At 44.8% G+C, this 23,636-nt stretch carries 22 protein-coding genes; 10 read left to right on the top strand and 12 right to left on the bottom strand.

Annotation, left to right across the window (positions count from 1 at the left end; all coding sequences use genetic code 11):
* Positions 1–184: 184 nt before the first annotated feature.
* Positions 185–1,369, bottom strand: a complete 1,185-nt coding sequence (locus ACED46_RS01645) for a cystathionine beta-lyase (RefSeq protein WP_371720798.1) — start codon at positions 1,367–1,369, stop codon at positions 185–187.
* 182 nt (positions 1,370–1,551) lie between these two features.
* Entirely contained in the window at positions 1,552–3,006 is a 1,455-nt protein-coding gene (gene cls / locus ACED46_RS01640; protein ID WP_371720797.1) for a cardiolipin synthase, read from the bottom strand.
* A gap of 366 nt (positions 3,007–3,372) precedes the next feature.
* Here cls and ACED46_RS01635 point away from each other — a divergent pair, with 366 nt between their 5' ends.
* The 4 genes from ACED46_RS01635 (at position 3,373) to ACED46_RS01620 (ending at position 8,449) form a co-directional block, all read left to right on the top strand.
* Positions 3,373–4,806 carry a sodium-dependent transporter gene (locus tag ACED46_RS01635; RefSeq protein WP_050546918.1) on the top strand — a complete coding sequence of 478 codons (1,434 nt, stop codon included), beginning with the start codon at positions 3,373–3,375 and terminating at the stop codon, positions 4,804–4,806.
* Positions 4,807–4,994: 188 nt separating this feature from the next.
* Positions 4,995–6,611: a methyl-accepting chemotaxis protein gene (locus ACED46_RS01630; RefSeq protein WP_371720796.1), complete on the top strand. Its 1,617-nt coding sequence runs from the start codon at positions 4,995–4,997 to the stop codon at positions 6,609–6,611.
* Between the two features lie 177 nt (positions 6,612–6,788).
* Positions 6,789–7,487 (top strand): TIGR01621 family pseudouridine synthase, encoded by a 699-nt coding sequence (locus ACED46_RS01625; protein WP_017060318.1) that lies wholly within the window; start codon positions 6,789–6,791, stop codon positions 7,485–7,487.
* 8 nt (positions 7,488–7,495) lie between these two features.
* Positions 7,496–8,449: a class I SAM-dependent methyltransferase gene (locus ACED46_RS01620; protein WP_017068057.1), complete on the top strand. Its 954-nt coding sequence runs from the start codon at positions 7,496–7,498 to the stop codon at positions 8,447–8,449.
* Between the two features lie 93 nt (positions 8,450–8,542).
* Here the strand turns inward: ACED46_RS01620 and ACED46_RS01615 are convergent, their stop codons facing one another.
* The 5 genes from ACED46_RS01615 to ACED46_RS01595 all read right to left on the bottom strand — a co-directional run bounded on the left by ACED46_RS01615 (position 8,543) and on the right by ACED46_RS01595 (position 13,513).
* Positions 8,543–9,160 carry a CDP-alcohol phosphatidyltransferase family protein gene (locus ACED46_RS01615; RefSeq protein WP_371720795.1) on the bottom strand — a complete coding sequence of 206 codons (618 nt, stop codon included), beginning with the start codon at positions 9,158–9,160 and terminating at the stop codon, positions 8,543–8,545.
* Positions 9,150–9,800: an ATP-binding cassette domain-containing protein gene (locus ACED46_RS01610; protein WP_017068056.1), complete on the bottom strand. Its 651-nt coding sequence runs from the start codon at positions 9,798–9,800 to the stop codon at positions 9,150–9,152. Before ACED46_RS01610 ends, ACED46_RS01615 begins: the two co-directional genes overlap by 11 nt.
* Positions 9,766–11,466 (bottom strand): ABC transporter permease, encoded by a 1,701-nt coding sequence (locus tag ACED46_RS01605; protein WP_371720794.1) that lies wholly within the window; start codon positions 11,464–11,466, stop codon positions 9,766–9,768. Before ACED46_RS01605 ends, ACED46_RS01610 begins: the two co-directional genes overlap by 35 nt.
* Before the next feature lie 5 nt (positions 11,467–11,471).
* Positions 11,472–12,638, bottom strand: a complete 1,167-nt coding sequence (locus ACED46_RS01600) for an ABC transporter substrate-binding protein (RefSeq protein ID WP_017068055.1) — start codon at positions 12,636–12,638, stop codon at positions 11,472–11,474.
* A 428-nt stretch (positions 12,639–13,066) separates the two neighbouring features.
* Complete coding sequence (locus tag ACED46_RS01595; protein ID WP_004734625.1) at positions 13,067–13,513, bottom strand: META domain-containing protein; 447 nt, start codon at positions 13,511–13,513, stop codon at positions 13,067–13,069.
* Positions 13,514–13,701: 188 nt separating this feature from the next.
* Here ACED46_RS01595 and ACED46_RS01590 point away from each other — a divergent pair, with 188 nt between their 5' ends.
* Positions 13,702–13,965, top strand: coding sequence for a DUF1289 domain-containing protein (locus ACED46_RS01590; RefSeq protein ID WP_017060324.1), 264 nt, complete (start codon positions 13,702–13,704; stop codon positions 13,963–13,965).
* Positions 13,966–14,074: 109 nt separating this feature from the next.
* Entirely contained in the window at positions 14,075–14,242 is a 168-nt protein-coding gene (locus tag ACED46_RS01585) for a hypothetical protein (RefSeq protein ID WP_017060325.1), read from the top strand.
* Between the two features lie 57 nt (positions 14,243–14,299).
* Here the strand turns inward: ACED46_RS01585 and ACED46_RS01580 are convergent, their stop codons facing one another.
* From ACED46_RS01580 to ACED46_RS01570, 3 genes are all read right to left on the bottom strand, one after another.
* A complete protein-coding gene (locus ACED46_RS01580) occupies positions 14,300–14,602 on the bottom strand; it encodes a thiamine-binding protein (protein WP_017065764.1) in 303 nt (100 codons plus the stop codon).
* A gap of 127 nt (positions 14,603–14,729) precedes the next feature.
* Complete coding sequence (locus ACED46_RS01575; RefSeq protein WP_017057116.1) at positions 14,730–14,951, bottom strand: hypothetical protein; 222 nt, start codon at positions 14,949–14,951, stop codon at positions 14,730–14,732.
* A gap of 232 nt (positions 14,952–15,183) precedes the next feature.
* The gene (locus ACED46_RS01570) at positions 15,184–16,422 is read right to left on the bottom strand and encodes a DEAD/DEAH box helicase (RefSeq protein ID WP_371720793.1); all 1,239 of its coding nucleotides are present in this window, start codon (positions 16,420–16,422) and stop codon (positions 15,184–15,186) included.
* Between the two features lie 209 nt (positions 16,423–16,631).
* On the opposite strand from ACED46_RS01570, the gene ACED46_RS01565 reads away from it, so the two are divergent.
* Both ACED46_RS01565 and ACED46_RS01560 read left to right on the top strand, forming a co-directional pair.
* Positions 16,632–17,258, top strand: a complete 627-nt coding sequence (locus ACED46_RS01565; protein ID WP_017060328.1) for a LysE family translocator — start codon at positions 16,632–16,634, stop codon at positions 17,256–17,258.
* A 267-nt stretch (positions 17,259–17,525) separates the two neighbouring features.
* Complete coding sequence (locus tag ACED46_RS01560) at positions 17,526–17,882, top strand: hypothetical protein (protein WP_017060329.1); 357 nt, start codon at positions 17,526–17,528, stop codon at positions 17,880–17,882.
* A gap of 143 nt (positions 17,883–18,025) precedes the next feature.
* Here ACED46_RS01560 and ACED46_RS01555 read toward each other — a convergent pair whose 3' ends face one another.
* Entirely contained in the window at positions 18,026–19,150 is a 1,125-nt protein-coding gene (locus ACED46_RS01555; RefSeq protein WP_017060330.1) for a M14-type cytosolic carboxypeptidase, read from the bottom strand.
* Positions 19,151–19,285: 135 nt separating this feature from the next.
* The gene (locus tag ACED46_RS01550) at positions 19,286–19,561 is read right to left on the bottom strand and encodes a nitrogenase-stabilizing/protective protein NifW (protein ID WP_017060331.1); all 276 of its coding nucleotides are present in this window, start codon (positions 19,559–19,561) and stop codon (positions 19,286–19,288) included.
* Between the two features lie 307 nt (positions 19,562–19,868).
* Between ACED46_RS01550 and ACED46_RS01545 the strand changes: the two genes are divergently transcribed.
* Positions 19,869–20,963 carry a NapC/NirT family cytochrome c gene (locus tag ACED46_RS01545; protein ID WP_371720792.1) on the top strand — a complete coding sequence of 365 codons (1,095 nt, stop codon included), beginning with the start codon at positions 19,869–19,871 and terminating at the stop codon, positions 20,961–20,963.
* 22 nt (positions 20,964–20,985) lie between these two features.
* A complete protein-coding gene (locus ACED46_RS01540) occupies positions 20,986–23,433 on the top strand; it encodes a molybdopterin guanine dinucleotide-containing S/N-oxide reductase (RefSeq protein ID WP_017060333.1) in 2,448 nt (815 codons plus the stop codon).
* Positions 23,434–23,636 lie beyond the last annotated feature (203 nt).

Raw genomic sequence — 23,636 nt, 5'->3', positions numbered from 1 at the left:
CATCGCTCTGAGATCTTTAAGTAGATGTGCTTTAAGGTTCAATATTGGCTTTGAAAGCTTCTGGACTATGAGCGGTTTGTATTATGAGCTGAAGTATCTGAATATGAGTATTTTGAGTTATGCTTTAAACAGAAAAAGGCAGGAATATCCAGCCTTTTTTGCATATTAGACCTATCGTCTCAGATTAAATCAGAGCGCTATAACGTTCTAATCCCGCCTCTAGATCAGCAATCAGGTCATCAACATCTTCTAACCCAATATGAACACGTATCAAGGTACCTTCGAAATTAGGATTGGCAACAGTTCTCAAGTTGTCAAAACTGCTTGGTTCGTTAGCTAGAATCAAACTTTCAAATCCACCCCAAGAGTAACCCATACTAAAATGTGTCATTCCATCAAGTAACGCTGTCGTCGCTTTGATATTAGAGTTGTTTAGTACAAAAGAGAACAAGCCATTACCGCCAGTAAAATCTCGTTTGAAGAATTCATGGCCTGGGCAAGACTCAAGAGCAGGGTGACGAACGTGGTTAACTTCAGGACGAGTCTCTAACCATTTTGCGACCTTCAAGCTGCTTTCTGCGTGTTGGCGTAGACGCACATCAAGAGTACGAATGCCGCGAAGCCCTAAATAAGCATCATCAGGTGAGACACATTGCCCCATCAAGTAACTTTGCTCTCTTAGTTGATCCCAGCATTTCTCATTGGCGACTGCCGTACCTAGCATCACATCAGAGTGACCCACGATGTATTTGGTCGCTGCTTGAATCGAGATATCAACACCAAAATCAAACGGTGAGAAGTTCACGCCAGCCGCCCAAGTATTGTCTAGCATAACGATGATGTCATGTTCATGAGCGATACGCGCTAGTGTTGGAATATCCTGCACTTCCATGGTGACAGAGCCTGGAGACTCAGTAAACAGCACCTTAGTGTTTGGCTTGATAAGGTCTTGGATGCCTTCACCAATCGTTGGCTCGTAGTAAGTTGTCTCTACCCCCATCTTTTTCATGATGGTGTCACAGAAATCACGAGTAGGTTCGTAGCAGGTGTCAACCATTAAAATATGATCACCTGTTTCTACAAAAGAGAGAATAGCATTCGAAATTGCTGCTGTACCACACGGGTACAGTGCACAACCCGCGCCGCCTTCTACTTCAACCATCGCATCTTGGAAGGCAAAATGAGTGTTGGTTCCACGACGTCCGTAAAAAAGGGTCTTGTTAGCGCGGTTAATCGTAGCTTTACGCTTCTCTTCTACTGAGTTAAATACGACAGTTGAAGCGCGTTGTACTGGTGGGTTAACAACACCATTGGTCCACTTCTTATCACGACCGGCAGTGATAAGTTTAGTGGTTTTGTTCTCGGACATGCTGTGAATTCCTTATCAATCGGTTATGTCCTATTTAAAACATGCCAAGAGTGTTCAAAGCAAGAGCGGAGCGGGGATTTTTGCGCTTTTCTTACGATTTTTAACCTTTCACTCAGTTAACAGTGAAAGGTTAAAAATGATCGATGGGGAAACAACGAGCCATAATCGACTCATTGCTGGAATTATAGGAGTGGGTTGAACAAGTAGAACAGCCTCTCAAAGAAGCGATTACTAAGGTTTCTTTGCTCCCACTGTTCTAACTCTACAGAGTGGGATGAAGCGATATAAGATTTCTGCAGCTCAGACAGTTTTTGCGTGAAATGCACATCATCCACAGCCAGAGTCACTTCAAAGTTGAGCCACAAACTGCGCATGTCGATATTGACGGTTCCGATCAAGCAAAACTCTTCATCGATCACTACCGATTTGGTATGAAGAAGGCCACCGTAAAATTCATAGATCTTCACGCCAGCTTCAAGCAACTCGGTATAAAACGCACGAGAAGCCCATTTAACCATTAGTGAATCGTTATTGTGTGGAATGATCAGTTCTACAGTTACGCCGCGTTGAGCTGTCATCTTAAGTGTTTCGAGTAAGTCAGCACTTGGCACAAAATAAGGTGTAGTAATACGTACAGAATGATTCGCTTGATTGATGGCGATGGTCAGTACTTGTAAGATCAAATATTCCGGCATGCCAGGGCCAGACGGCACTACTTGAACCGGATGATGTGTCATGATTTCTTCAACTGGGCATTCAGGTATATCAGGGAGAATGCGTTCACCAGTCTCAACTTCCCAATCCCAGCCATGAATAGCGGATAAAACATTAACGGTTGGCCCAGTCACTCTGACCATTACATCAATCCACTGACCAACGCCGGAACTTTGTTTGAAGTGAGCAGGATCGACCATGTTCATTGAACCCGTATAGGCGATAGTCTCGTCAATCACAATGATTTTGCGGTGTTGTCTTAAATCTAGGCGACGTAAAAAAATACGCCATGGGCTCACTTCTAGTGCTTGTTCGACTTGAACGCCTGCGTCCTTCATCATTGACTGCCAGTGGCTTTTGAAAAAGCGTGGGCTACCTGCTGAATCGAGCAAAACTTTAACATCTACGCCACGTTTTGCAGCGCGAATCAGCGCAGAGGCAACCGAATCGGTCAGGCCACCTGGATGCCAAATATAGAAAACCATCTTGATACTGGTTTGTGCATTTTCTATATCTTCGATAATTGCGTGTAGGATCTCGTTTGGTGAAGATTGCAGCGATAGAGTGTTTCCACTGAGCGCAGGGATGCCCATTCGATTGTTACAAAGTTCGTCAATCTTATGGATAGGGGAGCCGACTTTCCCTGGTTGGTGAAGTTGGCAATCATTCAATTGACGGAACCAGTCGCCGAAAGGGGTAAACATACGATGAGCGCGTTCAGCCCTTTTTCTGCCTAGGTTTAGCTCTCCAAAAAGGAAGTAACAAGCGACACCTACAATTGGGATAATGTAGATAACCATCAACCACGCGAGAGAAACGCTGACAGAGCGCCGTTTTAGTACAACACGGAAGGTCACACCGGCAACCAGTACCCAGTACAAAGCGACAGAAGCTAAAGTTAAAAAATGGTAGAACTTTTCCACATTGAATACTCGAAAAAAGAGACACTTAGATAGTAATGCTATTTTGCGGATATGGGAATTTAAGGAATCAACTATTTACAAAATAGAGCAAAAGCTGTAAATAGGTAATAGTTGTTAAGTTTTGGTTAACTTAAGACGAAAACGATTGTTTTGTATGAAAAGGCGGCATTTAACCATAAAAATTTACATTGGCAACGAAATTTGTACGGTTCGGGCTTCCAATTTTATTCTTAAACTGGTTTACTTGCTAGACAACGAGCGTCAATCAAATCTTTTAGGTATGTAAACTTTTGTATACACCTTCCTTTTAAAGACGCCACCCAAAGCAAAACACAACATCACATAACACAAAAGTTTGGAGTACACGTGGCTACTAGTAATACAACCACAACACCCCGCGATACCTGGGGTTCGAAGTTAGGATTCGTAATGGCTGCAGCAGGTTCTGCTGTTGGCTTAGGTAACATTTGGAAATTCCCATACACAGCAGGCGAAAGTGGCGGTGGTGCATTCGTTGCCATTTACCTGTTTTTTGTAATTTTTATTGGTTTCAGTGTCATGCTGACTGAATTTGCGATTGGCCGTCATACGCAAAAATCAGCAGTAGGTGCATTTAAAACAACTGACCGTCGTTGGACGTTCGCTGGCGTTATCGGCGTATTCAGTGGTCTACTTATCATGGGTTTCTACCCAGTAGTAGGCGGTTGGTCAATCGCATACATCGGTAAAATTGCAGGTGGTCTTCTAGACGCACCAGAAGCAATTGGTGATAGCTTTGGTGGCTTTATCTCAAACCCAGTTCAACCACTAATGTGGATGGGCTTATATCTACTACTTAACGTTGTTATCGTTATGAAAGGTATCTCTGGTGGTATTGAGAAAGCAGGTAAGATCCTGATGCCGCTTCTTTTCATTATCCTTATTGTAGTATCTATCAAAGGCATTATGCTTCCGGGCGCGATGGCTGGTCTTGAGTTCCTATTCAGTCCTGACTTCTCTAAAGTAGACAGCAATGTAATTCTAGCCGCTCTAGGTCAAGCATTCTTCTCTCTAAGTCTTGGTATGGGTTGTATGATGACATACGGTTCTTACCTTAAGAAGAAAGAGAACCTAGTTCAGACAACAGCAATGGTAACCGCAATGGATACTGGTGTTGCTATTCTAGCTGGTGTTGCAATGTTCCCTGCAATGTTCGCGTTCGGTATGGAACCTGCAGCGGGCCCTGGTTTAGTATTCGTTGTTGTTCCTCAGCTGTTCGCTGAAATGGGCGGCGTAGTTGGTCTTCTATTTGCTCTTATGTTCTTCGTTGGTTTGAGTGTTGCGGCACTAACATCTTCAGTATCTCTACTTGAAGTTGTGGTTTCTTACCTAATCGATGAGAAAGGCATGAAGCGTGTAACAGCGGTACTGTCTGCAAGTGTTGTAATGGCGATTCTATGTATCTTCGCTTCTCTATCACTTGGCGGCTTCGGTCCAACACTGTTTGATACTGGCGCGTTCGACATTTTCGACCTACTAACGGATAAGATTTTCCTAGCGGTTGGCGGTATGTTAGTATGTATCTTCGCTGGTTGGAGACTAAACCGTGCTGACCTAGAGAAAGAAATCACTAACGATGGTGAAGTATCTTTCCCACTATTCGGTCTATGGTACACGCTAGTTAAGTACATCATCCCAGTAGCTATCGCAATCGTTGCATTCATGGGTATCTCTTCTGGCTTCGACAGCGGTAAAGGTGCAATCATGCTACTAGGTATTGGTATTATTGCTGGCTCTGCGCTTATCTCTAAGAAGCTATAGTTTTAAGAAGCTACAATCGCGAGCTAAAGTAAGTTAAGAAACGGGAGCCAATGGCTCCCGTTTTTTTATTCAAATACTTAATTCTTATCAAAAAATAAAACATTACATTCACTAAAGTTATCCGTCACCTAGCCGATATATTGAATATCAAGAATTTTTGATCGGTATTTAATTTAGGTAGGTGTTGTGTGAAATTGTCAGTGAGAAAGAAACTGTATGCCGGTTTTGGCTCTATATTGGCGGTGCTTGTTACGTTAGTCAGTATTGTATGGATAGAAGTTATCGGCGCGCACCAGAGCGCAGATGAAATTAGAATGGACGATGTTCCGGGTACTGTTACCTACCTGGTACTGATTGATGAAGCGGGTGATGTATATCGAGATGCGCTTGGTGCAATCACTCTGGTCGATAATGCACTCAATGATTATCGAACCAACAAGAACGAATTTGCTCAAGCTATCGAGCAGGCTAAGCGTTTGGAGAGTAGAGGTTCGGAAGACCACCGCCGTATTCAGCGAATTGAAGACCTGATGGGGCGTTTCACTCAAGAGTTTGAATCAAAGCTTGTGCCGAAGATCAATGATGAAGCTGCGCTACTAGCCAATATTCAACAGCTACGATCTTTGTATGAGAGCAATCTTATCCCTATTGAGAACTTACTGGATCAAGCGTCAGCAAGTGAGCGCGCAGATACAGAACAGTCACTACTGACACTAACCGACACGTTTACTACCATCGAGCGCACCACCATGGTGTTGTCTGCTATTGCGATTGTCTTTGGTTGTGTGATTGCGTATCTATTGTCTAGCTCTATTACCAATCGTCTTACTCGTGTAGAACAAGTAGCACGACGTGTAGCAAATGGTGACCTAACGGCAGGCGACATTATTGATGATTCTGGTGATGAATTGGCTGAACTGGCTAAATCGATTAACCAGATGCAGAAATCACTAGTAGACCTATTAGGTTCAATCTCGTCTGTGACTCACCAAGTCCAATCGGTGACAGGGGAGCTCTCTTCTATTAGCCAAGACATCGTTACTGGTGCATCAGCTCAAGCAGACAAAGCTAACTTGATTGCAACGGCTGCTGAAGAGCTAAGCTTGACCATTTCTGAAGTGGCGCAGCAAGGTACTTCAACTTATGAAGAAGCACGTCGCTCAGAAACCTCTGCAGAAGATGGCCGCAACGTGATTGTTGAGATGGTGGCGAGTATTCAACAAGTGTCGACTCAAATGAGCGATATGTCGTTGCAAATGAATACTCTAGGTTCTCACGGTGAGCAGATTGGTAGCGTTATCAAGGTAATCGAAGACATTGCTGAGCAAACTAACCTGTTAGCTCTTAACGCTGCAATTGAAGCGGCACGTGCAGGCGAGTTTGGTCGTGGTTTTGCTGTGGTAGCCGATGAAGTGCGAGCGCTAGCAGAAAGAACAACCAAAGCGACACGAGAAGTCTCGGGCATCATTCAATCGATTCAATCGGGCACTCAAGAAGCGGTGACTTACACTCAAGATAACTGTCGTTTAGTTGAGATTGGTGTTGAGCAAAGCTCAGGTGCTGTTTCGGCTCTAGAAGCGATTGTGAGCGGTGCGGGCAATGTACAAAGCATGGTTAACTCTATTGCGACTGCGGCAGAAGAACAGACGGCTGTGACCAAAGAAATTGCAGCGGACATTACCGCGATTAGCGATATCTCTGAGCAATCTCTGCAGCTAGCAACTCGTAGCTCCGAAAATACATCAGGCTTGAACGCTAAGGTTGCTGAGCTAGAAGCATTAGTTGGTAAGTTTAAACTGGGGTAAAGCGGTAGCTTGGTTCTATTTACCTATTGGTAATCGAGTAAAGACCACGCACTGATCGCTAGTTGCTGAAAAGAAGCCCAACGATTCAATATTTATTGAGTGAGTTGGGCTTTTTCGTAGCTGGAATCTGGGTTCAGACGAGGTATACTCCACGTTCTACAATGGAGCTAGCCTTTAATGTTCGATATTCTTCTGAACCACTCTGATTTTTTACTTATCAATAAGCACCCTGGAGTCAGCGTCCACAAAGACGATGGCGATACCATGTTGCTTCAAGAAGTTGCTAAGGCAATTAATGAGCCTAAGTTGTATCTCGTTCATCGACTAGATAAAATGACTTCGGGCATTCTGCTGCTGGCAAAAAATGCGTCGGCGGCGAGCGAGCTTTCACAGCTATTTGCAAAGCGTGAAGTAGAGAAATACTACCTTGCGATCGGTTCTAAGAAGCCAAAGAAAAAGCAAGGTTTGATCTCAGGAGACATGGAGCGCTCACGACGCTCAAGTTGGAAACTTCTGACATCCAAAGAGAACCCTGCGATTACTCAGTTTTTATCAGCAACGGCTGAACCCGGTGAGCGTCTGCTGTTATGCAAACCCTATACGGGGCGAACTCACCAGATCCGTGTCGCGATGAAGTCGATCGGCTCAGCCATTGTTGGTGACCCTATTTATAATCCATCGAGTGAGGCTGACAGAGGTTATCTGCATGCCTTCGCGATTCGATTTGCCTATCAATCACAAGCCTACGAATATGTCTGCGATCCAAGAAGCCTAAACTCCTTGGGTGAGAAGTGGCATCAAGAAACCGTGTCGAACGGTTTGGACAGTTGGCTTGAACCTTGGTCATTAACTTGGCCAAAGCTAAACACTAAGTGAGTGAAATAATGGAAGCATCAGCTTTACCTCTGTTTTTTAGTCATATTGAACAGCAACTTAATGAAGTACCAAACGAACTACGCCGTATTTTCCACGGGCGCGGTAAGTTTTGGCCTGGTCTAGAGCAACTGACATGTGACTGGGTTGATGGACAGCTACTGGTTAACGTGTTTAAAGAAGTCGACGATGAATTCTTGTCATCTCTTAAAGCTGGATTGGTTGAACTCACCAACAAAGATATCTGGCAATCAAAGCAGGGCACAAGCATTGTTCTGCAACACCGTTATGCCGATGGTGCGCCTTCAGAGGTTCTATGGGGTGAGTTGAATGACTCTCCGGTTGTGGTTGAGCATGGCCTTAAGTACCAATTAGACATTGGCCGTAATCAGAACTTCGGTTTGTTCCTAGACATGCGTAATGGTCGTCAGTGGGTACAAGATAATGCCAAGGATAAGAACGTTCTTAACCTGTTTGCATACACTTGTGGTTTCTCTGTCGCGGCTATCGCTGGTGGCGCTCGTCAATGCATGAACGTGGACATGTCACGTGGCTCGCTAAACAAAGGTCGCGATAACCACCGTCTGAATGAACACGATATGCGCTCGGTTAACTTCCTTGGCTACGATATCTTTAAGTCGTGGGGGAAAATCAAGAAGGGCGGTCCTTACGAGCTCGTTATCATCGATCCACCTTCGTTCCAAAAAGGCAGCTTTGCTCTAACCAAAGATTACAAAAAAATCTTACGTCGTTTGCCTGAACTTCTAACTGAAGGCGGTGAAGTGATTGCGTGTGTGAACTCACCAGCAGTATCACCAAACTTCCTGATTGAGACGATGGCAGAAGAAGCACCAAGCGTTGAGTTCATTGAGCGTCTGGACAACCCGCCTGAGTTTGTCGATGTCGACCTTGATTCAAGCCTAAAGGTATTGAGGTTTAAAATCACGGCTTCAGCTGAAGCTTGATGTCATGATTTAGCGGGCATTATCCATACTAATATAGAAAACGCCGCTCACAATGAGCGGCGTTTTTATAGGTGCAAGAAACTAACTCATTTATTAACTAGCTTGGTTTTTTAGTGTCTGAAAACCAAAATAAATACGCATGAACGTGGTTAGCCAACAAGCTGCACCAAAGGTGTAAGCGATAACCGCAAAGTGTTGAGGCCAAATACAAAACGCGATGAAACAGGCGATGGTTTCAGTGCCTTCGGTTAGCCCTGACATGTAGTACAGAGACTTATGCTTATAGACTGGGTTTTCAATGCCTCGCTTGCCTGCCATAACCGCAAACGCTAAAAAGCTGCTGCCTGTGCCGATAAAAGAGAAGATCAAAAATGCACCGGCAATGGCGTTGTGTTCTGGGTTGGCAATGACAAATCCAAAAGGGATCAGCGAGTAGAATAGGAAATCTAGGCTGATATCGAGGAAACCGCCCGCATCACTAATGCCTTGGATTCGAGCCAAGGCTCCATCAAGCCCATCACATACTCTATTAAACACAATGAAGCCTAACGCCCACTCATATTGTTGAAATGCCAACGCTGGAAACGCTAAACACCCAATCAGAAATCCGAATAACGTGGTTTTATTGGCCGTGATACCCAATTGGTTTAGTAACTTAGCAGACTGATTTAATGGCCACTTAATGACCTTAATGGAGTACTTATCCAGCATGGTTACTTCTCCATGGCCAAGACAGTACTTCTGCCCCTTGAGGTACATCGGCTTCGTCGTGCGTGACCATTAATGTAGGGATATTCGCTTTGGTCAGCTGTTCGAAGACCCAATCGCGAAATTGTGCTCTGAGCTCTTGGTCTAACTTACTGAACGGTTCGTCAAGCAGGGCGAGTTTAGGCTTGGCTAACAACATACGAGTCAAGCTTATTCTTGCGCGTTGACCGCCGGATATTTGATCCGGGAAAGATTCAGCTAAGTGAGTTAGCTCTATGTCTTTTAGTGCAGCCATTGCTTGTTTTTGGCGAGCGGAACCTTTAACAGAGTTCGGTAACGAAAAGGCCAAGTTTTCCCATACTTTGAGGTGCGGAAACAACAAGTCATCTTGAAACAAAATACCGACTTCACGCTGATGTGATGGAAGCTCGTCGAGCTGAATATTGTTCAACACAACGGTGCCAGAGTACGAAAAATCTTCACTTAAGTGACCAGCAATCGCATCCAGTAAGGTCGACTTTCCGCAGCCACTCGGCCCCATCAAAGCCAGTATTTGGCCAGATTCTAATGTGACGTTTAGCGCTGAGAACAGCGAATCTCCATCGGTTTTACGGATGGCGAGGTCGTTGAGGTACAGACTCATTACTTAGGAAACCTTTAAAAGTAAGACGGCGATATCTCAGTTGAAGTCGGCTGACTAATATCGCTAAAGAGAAAAAGAACAGAGGCAATAGGGCCTGCCAAATGGCATAGATTGCTGTCACCCTGCGGTCGAAACCACTGGTAAGTGCAACGGCTTCTGTGGTGATCGTGCTAATACGGCCCGCGCCGAGCATTAATGTTGGAAGGTATTGGGCCAAACTCACGCTGATCCCGACCGCCCAAGCAAAGGCAATCGCAGGAAGCAAGATTGGTAGTTTGATCGAATACCAACTCTGAAATGGCGATTTACCTAGGCTCAGCGAGGCTTTAATCAACCCATCATTGAAGCTTTTCCACGGGCCATCCAAAGACAGGTACACAAACGGGAAAGCAAAGAAAACATGCGCCCAAATCACCCAGAACTCATAGGCACTACTGCCGATGTAGAGGGTCGTGACTTGCATACCAAACAACACTGAAAGCTGCGGTATTAGCATTGGAATAGCGATAATGAAGCCCGGAACTTGCCACTTGTATTTGATTCTGTATTCGTGAGCAACCAGCGCAAGCAACAAAGCGATTGAAGCAGCAATCAGACCAATCCATAAGCTTTGACCAACGGTGCTCATGATGCCTTCCCACTCGAACTCCCAGAAGCGCGTGCTGTAGCGGCTCGGCAGTAAATCAGGGAAGCGCCAACGCTGAGCAACGCTCCAAATTACCATTAAAGGAATGATCAGCAGTGAAAGGCTAGCAAGGACAGTGAATACCGTTTTCCCCGGAAGGTTTTCCCCTGTTCTTCCGGAATACTGCCAAGTTCGAAAGTACTTAAGAACCGCCCATTCAACTAAACGCGCCAAGGCGATGATCAACGAAGCTAAACCAAACAAAACGATGGCACCAGCAGCAGCTCGCGGAAGTAGGTTAAGATCCGGATCGTTGAACCATTGCCATACCAAAACGGCAAAGGTCGGCGGGTTGGTTGGGCCTATGATCAAAGCAATATCGACAACCGAGACACTGTAAGCGAGTACCGCCAGCATTGGGAAACGAAGCTTAGTAAACCATTGTGGGAAAATACATTTCCACCAGATCTGAGCGCGGCTGTAACCGAGCGATGCACTGACCTTGGTGATACGCTCTACATCAATTTGCTGAAGTATCGAAATGCTCATCAGCAATAAGAAGGGGACTTCTTTGAGTGCGAGCATAATAATTAAGCCGAACGCGTATGGGTCTTTCACCAATAACGCCAATTCAGAGCTGGTAGCCGATTCGCCGAGCAAGTGATGTACCGCTCTTGCGCCAAGCCCCGTTGGACTAAACAGAAAAGCAAAGCCGATAGCGAAAGCTACATGTGGAATGGCAAGCATTGGCGATAGTGTAAACTCAATCTTTCTCCAAAACTTGTTTCCCCAAGAGGCTTGAAGAATACAAAAGGTCAGGAAGCAGGCTATATAGCTGCTTGCAATTGCTGAACCTAGGCTTAAGCCAATAGAGTGCCAAGCCCCTTCCCATTGAAAGACTTGGCTAAAACCGTTGAGTGTCGGCTCCTCTAAACCAAGGGGCGGGATGAAACTCAGTGACGAAGCCACGACTCCCGCTACCCCAGGAATGGTCGGGATAATGCATACAGCTATAACAACAAAATATAGAGCGCGTAGCATGAAGACTAGTTACCGTATCGCTTAAGCCACTCTTTCTCGAGCGCGTTTTGCCAGCTAGGGTGTGGTTCATCAACCGATTTAAATTGCTGGGTGTTTTTAGCGCTGCCAGTGAGGTACTTGCTGCTCAGAACCGAAGGATCGCCCCAAACATTGAGGTCCCCCTTGCGAGACTGTGCTTCAGGGCTCAGTAAGAAGTTAATGGTCACTTGAGCACCCGCGGTTGCATTGGCGTTCCAAGGAATCGCAAGGAAGTGAATGTTAGATAGAGCGCCGCTTTCTAGAGCATAAGCCTTAGTGGTTTCGGCTAAGCGACCACTGGCTTGTGCTGAATAAACAGAGTTTGGATTAAACGTAATCGCGAGATCGATCTGTCCGTCATCCAGAAGTTGGATGCTTTCCGATGTGCCTGCTGGGAACTGCTTTCCACCGCGCCACGCCACTTTATGGAATTTATCTAAGTAAGCCCACAGTGGTGCCGTTACTTCTTGGAAGTTGTCTTCTGAAACCGGCTGAGCCAGCGCAGGGTTATTGTTTGTTAGTTCAATCAGTAGTGACTTAATGAAGCTCGTGCCATGAAACTCTGGTGGGCGAGGGTAGCTTAAGCGGTTCGGGAAAGCCTGAGCGTAGCTTAACATCTCAGAGAATGATTGTGGCGGGTTGTGAAGTGTTTCTTGGTCATGAATGAACACCAGTTGTCCCACGCCCCACGGTGCTTCCAAGCCTTCTGTCGGCTCTGAGAAATCAACATCAATCGGCAGAGACTTATCGACATACTGCCAATTTGGAAGTGACTCTGTAAATGGCCCAAACAATAGCGCGTTGTCTTTCATCGAGCGGAAGTTCTCGCCATTAATCCAGACGATATCGACGCTGCCTTCACTGTTCTTTCCTGCTGCTTTTTCAGCAAGCAGTCGAGTGGTGGTTTCCGCAATATCGGTCACTTTCACATGCTTTAACGTGACACCGTAGTCACTTTGTAATTTCTTGCCTGCCCACTGTAGGTAACGATTGATCTCTTGGCTTCCGCCCCAAGCGTGAAAGTAGACAGTTTCTCCCTCTGCCTGCTGTTCTATTTGGTTCCAGCTGTCGATGGATGTTGCTTCATCAGCATAAATGGTTGCGCTGTATGCAACGGTTGCCATGATTCCTAACGTACTTACTATATTGTTCATAAACTTTTCCATTTGGTAGTGAACGGGCAAGAGCATTGTATTTTCAAACGACCTAGGGCGTGTTGACCCTTCGTGGTTAACGAAAGATCAACATGCCCTAATAGTTATTCTATCTGTTTCTGAAATAAATTCTAATTCAACAGTAAATTCAATCAATTACTTGAGAACAAGCAGGGAGTTCTCGGTTGAGTTTTGTTCGATCTGTAATCACCTCGAAAACTCGACAGACTCTAGGCTTTTGCCATCCTAGCAACAGACCGCTGAACCGTTGAATTTATTGCATCTAAATGAGAGATTTTTGAGGTTTATTGGAGGCTGGTACGAAAAGTCGGCGATGAGTGTCAATTTTGAAGAAGTAGTGAGGGCAAGCTGACAATAAAAAAGGAGCCATCAGGCTCCTTTAATCAGTATTTGGTTTCGATGACGGATTAGTTTACCCAGTCACGAATTGTGTACGTTAGCGTGTGTACATCGTTTTTCAGTACTAGCGTATCGTTTGTTAGCGTTACGTCGCTCCACTCGCTTAGAGTAGCAGAAACCGATTGTTCGATTTCCATCGCAGAGCCGTGACACATTTTCATTGTCATGCCCATTTGCTTGATACGGAATTGACCGTCTTTCAGCTCGCCTTGACCGAAGAAGTTGTTACAACCAGCCATGCCGTTTGCAGTCATCTTTTCGCCGATCTCTAGACGAGGAGCTGCTTGGTCTTCGCTTTTCACAATGTCCTTGCCATCAATTTGCGCAAGTTCCCAATTATGGTGCTGTAGATCGGTTGGTGTTACTTGCATCGCGTTGTCACCTGTTGTTGTGCATGCTGCTAGCATCATAGGTAAAGCGGCTACTGCTAGTAATTTTTTTGAACTAAACTTCATATTATAAGGCTCCAAAGGAAAGAACGAAGTTACCGGATAAGTGTAACTTGATGGGTTCAAAGTATAGTTTACAAAACACTATATGTGTCAGTATAAGGTCATAGTTTAGTATGGATTTCATGATCCAGGCGACAAATTAATCGCTTATTTTTGAGAGAGTAAGCGTAATTTTGAATGTGTAAGGAGGCATGGTGGAGCAGTTAGAGTTTTTCCAAGTTCCAAGCCCTTGCGTTGGGGTTTGTTCAAGCGATGACAAAGGCTATTGCAACGGTTGTATGCGCAAGAGAGAAGAGCGCTTTAATTGGATGTCGATGACACCGTCAGAACAATTGCACGTGATAAAGCTGTGTCGTCAGCGCTATAGAAGAAAAATAATGAATCAAAAAAACTTGATTGGTAAGCAGGTCGATGAAGAGGGAAATACCAGTCCCCAAAGAGATCTTTTTGGCTAAAGAGGAAGTATTTAGATTTTATTTAACTCCGAAGTAACTATTACTTTACATAATGGTTGGGGTGTAATATTAAAGTAGGTACCTTTGTACCTGAAGGAGTGGTGTCGGTATGAATAAAAAGAACGTAAAAATCAAAAAAGAGCCAGTCAAAGCACTTGACCGAAAACCGATCGGGGCAAAAGATGACCCTGAAGAGACTCCGCGTGATTGGCATTCGATGTCAGAAGAAGAACGAATGGAAATCCTTTCTCACCTCTCAGACATGCCTTTCCAATAACACCACTGGTTCTTCAGAGCCTTTCTTAAAGCTCAGTTTTCAGAAACAAAAATGTGATTAAACAAACATGTGATTCGCTTTCGTTACACCACGATGGTACGTGCAAAATGTATCATCGGCCTCGGTGGTTTTACTGTGAATCTTAATGTTTGTGATCACTTCTACCGCCCCTGCATCGTAGCAAGCTTGTTCTGCTTTTTTAACGATATCGAGTAATTGGTTGAGTTCACCTTTCATCGTAGTTTCCATCGCACCGACTTGGAAAGGCACATCGGCAGCTTTCACAACTTCAATGGCTTTATCAACCACTTCGAAGTTGTTGCCTTCTTTAACGCGAGGTATCACTTGGAAGGCAACCATCACTTCTTTTTCTCTTTTTAACTCAGACACTTTCTGCTTACTCTAGGATAGGGAATTGTTGCAGATGATAGGTTAATGCGGAGACGAATTCTACAGCGATTATGCTGGTTGGATTACTCTCTTTGTCCTACTTGTTACCCCAGTGGTCACTTACCCAACCACCTATGTGCTCATCAAAATGACTGCCACTGAACCTCTGGTTGCGTTCAACCGAAGTATCACAATCATCTTTATTATCTATTAGGGTTTGTATGTAGTTTGCCATCGGGTCATTGGAACGTTGACGATCTCGGCGAGTTGCCACTTCCTTAATCAGTTGTAATCGATATGTAGAGCTAGCACGTTTCATTTCAATGACCTCCTGTTGTAGACACTAATAGAAAAATCTAGTTGCTAGATATAGGGGCGTCAACGTGATTTAAGAGTATTTTTTTGAGCAACCAAGAATCAATACGTTGGCATCATAATTCACAAAAGTGTCATTTAAGTTGGCAACTTTAGGGAAGTTTTCGGGTGTGAATTTGTATTTTGTTGCATATAAAAAAGCCCAGTACAAACTGAGCTGACCATTCTATTTCTGGTTACTTAGAGCTATTTGGTTTGCTTTTAAATTGCTTAATGCTTTTCTTTTTAGCTGTTCTTCGATTGGCCATTTTATCTTTAGGTGGACGCTTGCGAGCGGTCGTTTCAGATGCAGGTTTGTCGGTAACCGGGAAACCCTCTAATGGTTGCAGCACTAACGGCTTATTGGTCAAGGTGCGAATCGCATTGAGGTAGTCAGTTTCGCTGTGGCTAACCAGAGAGACCGCGCAGCCAGTACTTCCTGCTCTTGCTGTACGACCAACGCGGTGTACGTAAGTTGCTGAGTGAGAAGGTAATTCGAAGTTAATTACGACAGGTAACTGATCAATATGAATGCCTCTAGCCATCACGTCTGTCGCGATAAGCACACGAGTCTCGCCATTTTTGAAACTTTCTAATGCTTGCTCTCGTTCTTCTTGGCTCTTATTTCCATGTAACGCACTCACACTGATTTTGGCTTTATTCAATCGTTTGGTTAATGCATCGGCATTGTCTTTTGCGCCAATAAATACCAATACTTGCGGCCATGTGTGTTGATTGAGTAGTGCGATGAGCGCTTGAGCTTTACTGCCTTTGTTCACTAAATACAGGGTTTCTTCAATAGTCGCGACCACGCTGTTTTCTTGATGTGTCGTGACTTTAACTGGATTTAAAAGAAGCTCTTCAGCTTGCCCTACTAATTCGGGCGGAAGTGTCGCAGAGAACAACAGTGACTGACGTTTACTTGGTAGTGCTGCAGTAATCGCTTGAATATCTGGCCAAAATCCCATGTCGATCAGGCGGTCGGCTTCATCAAGAACCAATGATGAACACCGAGCTATATCCAGTTCATCACTTTTGATTAAAGCAAGTAGGCGGCCCGGTGTGGCGATGGCTAATTGTGATTTAGTCGATAATTGTTGCTGTTGATCATCAGTATTTACGCCGCCCGTTAGCGTTACCAATTTGATATTGAGCGTTGTCGCGATCGGTTCTAAAGATTTGGTCACTTGAGATGCAAGTTCACGGGTTGGAACAATGATCAGTGCTTGCAGTTCATTCACATCTTGGTTGATGTTATTCAGTAAAGGTAAGCCGAACGCCAATGTTTTACCGCTGCCCGTTTGAGCCAATGCGAGTACGTCTTTCCCCGCAATAATGGTAGGAATTACCGCTTGCTGTATCTCTGTCGGCTTATTGAATTGAGATGAGAGCGCGGAGACGGTTTTTGCGTTAAGGGTTAGGCTATCAAATGACATAAATGAACCAAGTATCAAAAAGGAGGTGGAGTCTATCAGGGCTACAAATGTTAGAGAATCAGTTTTGTATGTTAGACGATAAACACATTCATTATACGCGCGAATTATGTCTGTTAGCTATACGCGATAATTAAGCGTTTATCATATTGTAATGGCACTGAATGGACGTACAATGTCCGCCCTAAAAATGTTCATGAAATGAGATCGAAATGAGTTGGGACAGTATCTGGCTGTTTATCGTTATCGTGTTTTTTATTGCCATTATCCCGGGCCCAAATGCGCTGTTGGTATTAAGCACAGCCTTAACTCAAAGGAAGCTGTTCGCATTTGTGAACGTGTTGGGCGTGTCATGTGGTTTCTTTTTTCATGCCTTTATCTCGGCTAACGGCATAAGCTTATTACTGTCGAACACTCCCATGGCCTTTGAAGGGCTAAAGTGGGCTGGGGTTTTGTATCTTGTCTGGCTTGGGTATAACCATTTTCGTGCGGCGCTGCGCGCTCAAGAGGGCGTGCTCTCTGTGGTCAGTGCATCGGGAAGTAAGCTTTATAAGCAATTTTTCAAAGGGCTTCTCACTAATCTACTGAATCCTAAAATTGTCCTGTTTTATCTTTCTATATTCCCTCAATTTGTTTCAACAGATGCGATTGTGACAGACAGTTTGATACTTGGTGCAATTCAAGCGTCAGTGGTGTCGATGTGGTTCTTAGTTGTGATCTTAATGGCGGATACCTTTAAGCGCTTGTTAGTTCAAAAGCGCACCTCGCAAATGATGAACATTGTGTGTGGGATTCTATTCGTGGGCTTCAGCATTCAGTTGGCATTGTTTCAGCTTTAGGGTGCGATGCGAAGAATTGGGTTTTTAGCTATTGGTTCAGTTCATTTCCGGCTTAGTTCTCGTTTCCATCTTAGTTTTCATTTCCGATTCAGTTCTCATTTTTTACTGAATGCTAAGCAATCCGTGTTTCTCTGTATAAATCTCTAAAGCATTAGCTCGGAAAGTCGATATAATTATTAGCTATCAATTTGGTGAATGTGTTTATTTGAGACCAATTGAAGCTACAGCCTATTGCTTGACCGAAATAACAGAGACAGGGAGTCACTAATGCGTGAAGATTCATTCACCCAGAAACGCAAATATTACCGCTTAAAGTACCCTCAAAAGGCTCGTCCGGTGATGCGAATTAAGGATGAGCTTTTTCATGTCAGCGAAGTTTCTGAAAAGGGTGTACGCCTGATGATGCGTAACATCATTCCGGTTTATCGTGGCTTTTCAATGGCCGGCACCTTGAGGTTGCATGACAACAACAGTATCGATATTAGCGGTGCTGTATTGCGACAAGAAGGTGACGAAGTGATCGTTCAGTTATCACAAGGTCCGAGCTTCAAAGATATGGTGTCTGAACAACGCCACATTAGGCAAAGATACCCAGTGTTTTTTGCTAGCCTCAGAGTGGCATAGAAAGCTTTTAAAGTTAGATTCACTCATCCAAGCCGATATTAAAAAGCCCAGCACTTTCACAAGTGCTGGGCTTTGTTCTATCTATAGCCCAGATTCTTATAAACCAAAGGCGATACAGGTAAAGCTAATGAGCTTAGTTCGCCTTATAGCTCGTCTACTGTAGCCCAAACTGCGGCTAGCATATCGTGACCAAACGCGACACTTCGTTCTGGAGACCAGCCGTAAAGTTCGTCAGCGTGACTGATGTGATCTTTAAATGGCATCTCGACGGTGTAAGCCAAACACTTGAATTGCTCACCAATCCAGTTTGTGCCAACTGTCATGTTTGCTTTGCCTGGTTCGTCTTTATCGTAACCAAATTCATCTTGGAACTCTGGCGTGATAGTGAGCAGTGCTTGCTTGAAGTGGCTCTCTAGCTTCGCGATGCGCTCGTTGTAAGAAGGTGTGCCTTCGCTACCTGCTACAAAGTTATATGGAATCGCTTCGTCGCCGTGAATATCTAGACACAGGTCAACGCCCGTTTCCAGCATACGCTCGCGAACAAGGAATACCTCTGGGCTGCGTTCCATAGAAGGTGATTGCCATTCGCGGTTCAGGTTTACGCCAATCGCGTTAGTACGCAGGTGACCGCGGATGCTGCCATCTGGGTTCATGTTTGGTACAACTCTGAACACAACGCTGTCTAGAAGAGAGCGACCAACCGTATCTGTTTCATCAAGTAGGCGTTGTAGCAGGCCTTCGATCAGCCATTCAGCCATCGTCTCGCCAGGGTGTTGGCGACCAATAACCCAGATGTTTTTCTTCTCTTCACTTGGCTCGCCGATGGTTAGCAAAGTGATGTCGTTGTTGTCTAGCGTCTGACCTAGAGTTTCAAGCTTACAAGCAGGGTGCGTTTGAGCATTGTGCAGAAGATCTTGGTGACGATCGTATGAGTACGGCGCGAAGTACGCGAAGTACATTGAATCGTGTTCAGGGATGATATCGAAGCTTAATGTATCGCCATCGAACTGAGATGGGATACGGAACCACTCTTCACGGTCATACGATGCAACTACATCGTAATCTTTCCAGCCTTCAGGGTAGGCAGATGTTGCCAATTGACCGATTTCAAAGTGGTGAGATTGTTGAGCTTCACTTTCTAAGCGGAAGTGAAACCACTGAGAGATTTCAGTTTGGTAGTCTGCTGGGATCGTCAGTTGAATGTTTTGTGGTGAATCTGCAGAAACGACGTGAATGTTGCCGCTTTCGAAATTGCTGAAAATTTTCATTGTAGTTTTTATCTCGTAGTTGAGTTGCCGTAAGACTAGCACACTTTTTTTCGAGCAAACCACTAACTAAATCGTAATGAGATGTTATTTCAACTATCTACTTTTTAGTTCTCTACTTTGAGCAGTACTTCCTATCTATCGACGCTGACAAGTTGTACACCCACGACAGGCTGAACGTGTGTGGCGATCTAACTTGCTGCGTTGAACCTTACAATAAGCGTTTTTCAGCGCTCTTCTTCCTGAGAACCAATCATCGGGTTTTGACAGGATCAGATAACCATTAAAGCGTTTCATAAGCTCGACTCTATTTTGGTTGATGAACTTGCTATCAAACCCAATTTCGAAGTAATCAAGCGCTTGTTCAATCGAGGTGAAACTCGCCATTTTTTGTTGGAATTCTGTTTGGTTCATTGAGTGAGGAGTTTATGAAAAATAGATAGCCAATATTGTAATAGATTTACAATTTACTTCTTTGACTTAGAAAGCCGTTTTGTCTCGTTGATGTTGGATTAGTCAATAATGAATATTTAACCGCTGCTTCTTATTTGGTGGGTGATTGTATCTGGTGGGGAATAATTTCGTGAAGTGACCTTGGGTTCTCATAAAGGTTCAATTTTTGTTCCTCAGAATGCGATTTATGCTCCAAATCAAACTGATCTACCCCTAAAGTACTATTCTGATCTTAATTGTAACCAATTGTTGAAGATGATTAAGAATTATGACAATAAAAAAACGTTATATCGCACTAATAGCGGCGGTTGGTATAGGTATTGGTTGGTTAACCTTAGGGGGAACTGCAGCCGTTATGCACTATACATCGAGCACTGAGTTTTGTGTTTCTTGTCACACAATGGAAGCACCCCACAAAGAATACCAAGGTTCTGTACACTTCAGTAACGCAAAAGGCATTCGAGCTGAATGTGCCGATTGCCACATTCCAACAGATCCGATTGACTACGTGATCACCAAAGTAAGAGCGTCCAAAGACATCTACCACGAATTTATTTCAGGTAAGATAGACACGCCTGAGAAATATGAAGCACACCGTGAAGAGATGGCTGAGACAGTTTGGGCTCAATTCCGCGAGAATGACTCAGCGGCTTGTCGCTCTTGTCACGAATTCGATGCAATGGAAGAGTTCGAGCAATCTCGTGATGCAGCAAAAATGCATGCTTATGGTCGTGAAAATAATCAAACGTGTATCGATTGTCACAAAGGCGTTGCACATTTTGCTCCTGAAGCTCAGCTAGATAGCAAAGCGTTCGATACCCTGATCGCATTTACGAAAAACACGCCAGCAGATGCGAAAGTGGTTTACCCAGTAACCGATATCGCAATGGGTGACTTCGGCAGTGTAAACCCAACAGCAGAACTGCAAGTGGTCAAGGCTGAAGGCGACAACCGTACTGTGACTTTGAATGCATTCCAAATGAAAGGTGCAGAGCAAGTGCTTTACTTCGGTGAAGGCCAACGTGCAATCGTTGCGACATTGACAGACAAAGGTCAAGAAGCACTGACTACTGGTGACTATAAAGCCGATGCTTACGGTAACGAGTGGCGTTCAGTTGCGCTAACGGGTGATATCACTTCTCCAGTTGTCGATAAACTAGACCCAATCTGGTCTTACGCAGAAGAGTTGGACAACGTTTACTGTGCAACGTGTCACGCGAAAATTCCTTCAAACCACTTCACTGTGAATGCTTGGGGACCTGTTGCGAAAAGTATGGGCGACCGTACAGACATTTCTGAGCAAAACCTTGAGCTGCTGACTAAGTACTTCCAAAACCACGCGAAAGACGTTGTTGGTCACTAAAGAGAATTAGAAGGATAAAATTATGACTAATATGACACGTCGTGGATTTATGAAAGGCACAGGTATTACAGCTGGTGCGTTGGCATTCACATCTTTGACGCCGATGAGCGCAATTGCTTCGGACAAACGTGGTTCTGGTGTTCTAACATCAGGTCGTATGGGACCAATGCTGTGTGAAGTGAAAGATGGCAAGTTAGTGTCGACGACGAATGCACTGGCACAAACGGTTCCAAATAGCCTGCAGACCACAGGCCCTGATCAAGTACACACCAAAGCGCGTGTTAAGTACCCTATGGTTCGTAAAGGCTACTTGGCTAACCCATCTGCACCTGAAGGTGTACGTGGTAGTGATGAATTTGTTCGTATCTCTTGGGATGAAGTGTACAAATTGATTCACCAACAACACTCACGTATTCGTCAAGAGCACGGTGCGGAATCTGTATTCGCAGGCTCTTATGGCTGGCGTTCAAGTGGTGTTCTGCACAAAGCGCAAACGCTTCTACAACGTTACATGAGCATGGCTGGTGGTTACTCTGGTCACTTAGGTGATTACTCAACAGGTGCTGCGCAAGTTATCATGCCGCACGTTGTGGGTTCGATTGAGGTGTATGAACAGCAGACGACTTACCCAGTTATCCTTGAGCACAGTGATGTGGTGGTACTTTGGGGCCTAAACCCAATTAACACCTTGAAGATCGCTTGGAGCTCAACCGACTGTGCAGGTCTTGAGTTCTTCCACCAGTTGAAGAAGTCGGGCAAGACAGTGATTGCGATTGACCCAATGCGCTCTGAGACTATCGAGTTTTTTGGTGACAACGCAGAGTGGATTGCTCCTCACCCAATGACTGACGTAGCCATGATGATGGGTATCGCACACACGTTAGTGAAACAGGGCAAGCACGATAAAGAATTCTTGGGTAAATACACAACAGGTTACGACGTATTCGAAGCTTACTTGATGGGTAAGGAAGACGGCGTAGAAAAATCTGCTGAGTGGGCGTCTGAGATCTGTGGTGTGCCAGTGAAGCAGCTTGAGCTACTTGCGGATATCTTCAGTAAGAACCGTACTATGCTGATGTCTGGCTGGGGTATGCAGCGTCAACAATACGGTGAACAACGTCACTGGATGTTGGTTACGCTAGCGACAATGCTAGGTCAAGTTGGCTTGCCTGGTGGTGGTTTCGGTCTTTCTTACCACTACTCAAACGGTGGTAACCCTGCTCGTGATGCAGGCGTACTTCCTGCGATTTCAGCGTCACTTGGCGGTGGTTCTTCGGCGGGTAACGATTGGGCTGTTTCAGGATCTGTGAACGCATTCCCTGTAGCGCGTATTGTTGAAGCGCTAGAAAACCCGGGTTCAAGCTACCATCACAATGGTCACAACCTAACGTTCCCAGAGATCAAAATGATCTGGTGGGCAGGCGGTGCGAACTTTACTCACCACCAAGATACCAACCGCTTGATCAAAGCTTGGCAAAAGCCTGAGCTGATTGTTATCTCAGAACCTTACTGGACAGCAGCAGCTAAGCACGCGGATATTGTTCTGCCAATTACTACATCGTTTGAACGTAATGATATGACGATGACGGGTGACTACAGTAACCAACACTTAGTGCCAATGAAGAAAGTGGTTGAGCCACAAGGTGAAGCTCGTAACGATTTCGATGTATTTGCGGACATGTCTGAGTTACTTGCTCCGGGTGGTCGTGATGTGTACACCGAAGGCAAGACCGAGATGGAATGGCTGTATGGTTTTTACAAAACCGCACAGCAAGGTGGTCGTGGTCAGCGTATCGTAATGCCTAACTTCAGCAAGTTCTGGGAAGATAATCAGTTGATCGAGATGAAGTGGAACGAGAAGAACGCACAGTTTGTTCGTTACGCTGATTTTCGTGAGAACCCAATCATGAACCCACTAGGTACACCAAGTGGCAAGTTCGAGATATTCTCAAGAACCATTGAAGGTTACCAACTAGATGATTGCCCTGCACACCCAACTTGGTTAGAACCAACAGAGTACACAGGCAACGCTAAAGATGGCGAACTGCAACTGATGACAGCGCACGCCGCGCACCGTCTGCATAGCCAGTTCAACTACGCGAAGATCCGCGAAGAGTATGCGATTGCAGACCGTGAGCCGATTTCAATTCACCCTGAAGATGCGAAAGCTCGAGGCATTAAAACGGGTGACTTGGTTCGTGCACATAATGGTCGTGGACAAGTATTGGTGGGTGCATTAGTGACGGATGGCATCAAACAAGGCTCTGTATGTATCCATGAAGGCGGTTGGCCTGATTTAGATAAAGACACAGGTCTATGTAAAAACGGTGGCTGTAACGTGCTTACGTTGGATATCCCGACTTCTCGTTTGGCGAATGGCTGTGCTGCAAACTCTGCGCTTGTGAAGATTGAAAAATACACAGGTCCAGTATTAGAACTCACGGCATTTGATCCACCTAAAAACGGCTAATCTTTAACAAGTAATAGCTAACTGAATGAAGCCAGCCTAATCGCTGGCTTTTTTTGATCCTTTTCTTGCGACGAAGACTATTACTCAGTGTCGGCTAGACAATCCATAATAATCAATGACATCTAAGCGAGAAATAAACTCATGAATCGTAAGCGTCTTTAAATCGACTCATTGACTTTCAAGCCTCAACACAGATACCGCCA

It is taken from the genome of Vibrio sp. 1S139 (genome assembly GCF_041439475.1).
In the GTDB taxonomy this organism is placed as follows: Bacteria; Pseudomonadota; Gammaproteobacteria; order Enterobacterales; family Vibrionaceae; genus Vibrio; species Vibrio crassostreae_C.
The sequence above is the reverse complement of the archived record's forward strand: the minus strand, read 5'-3'. Positions and strand labels throughout refer to the sequence as shown.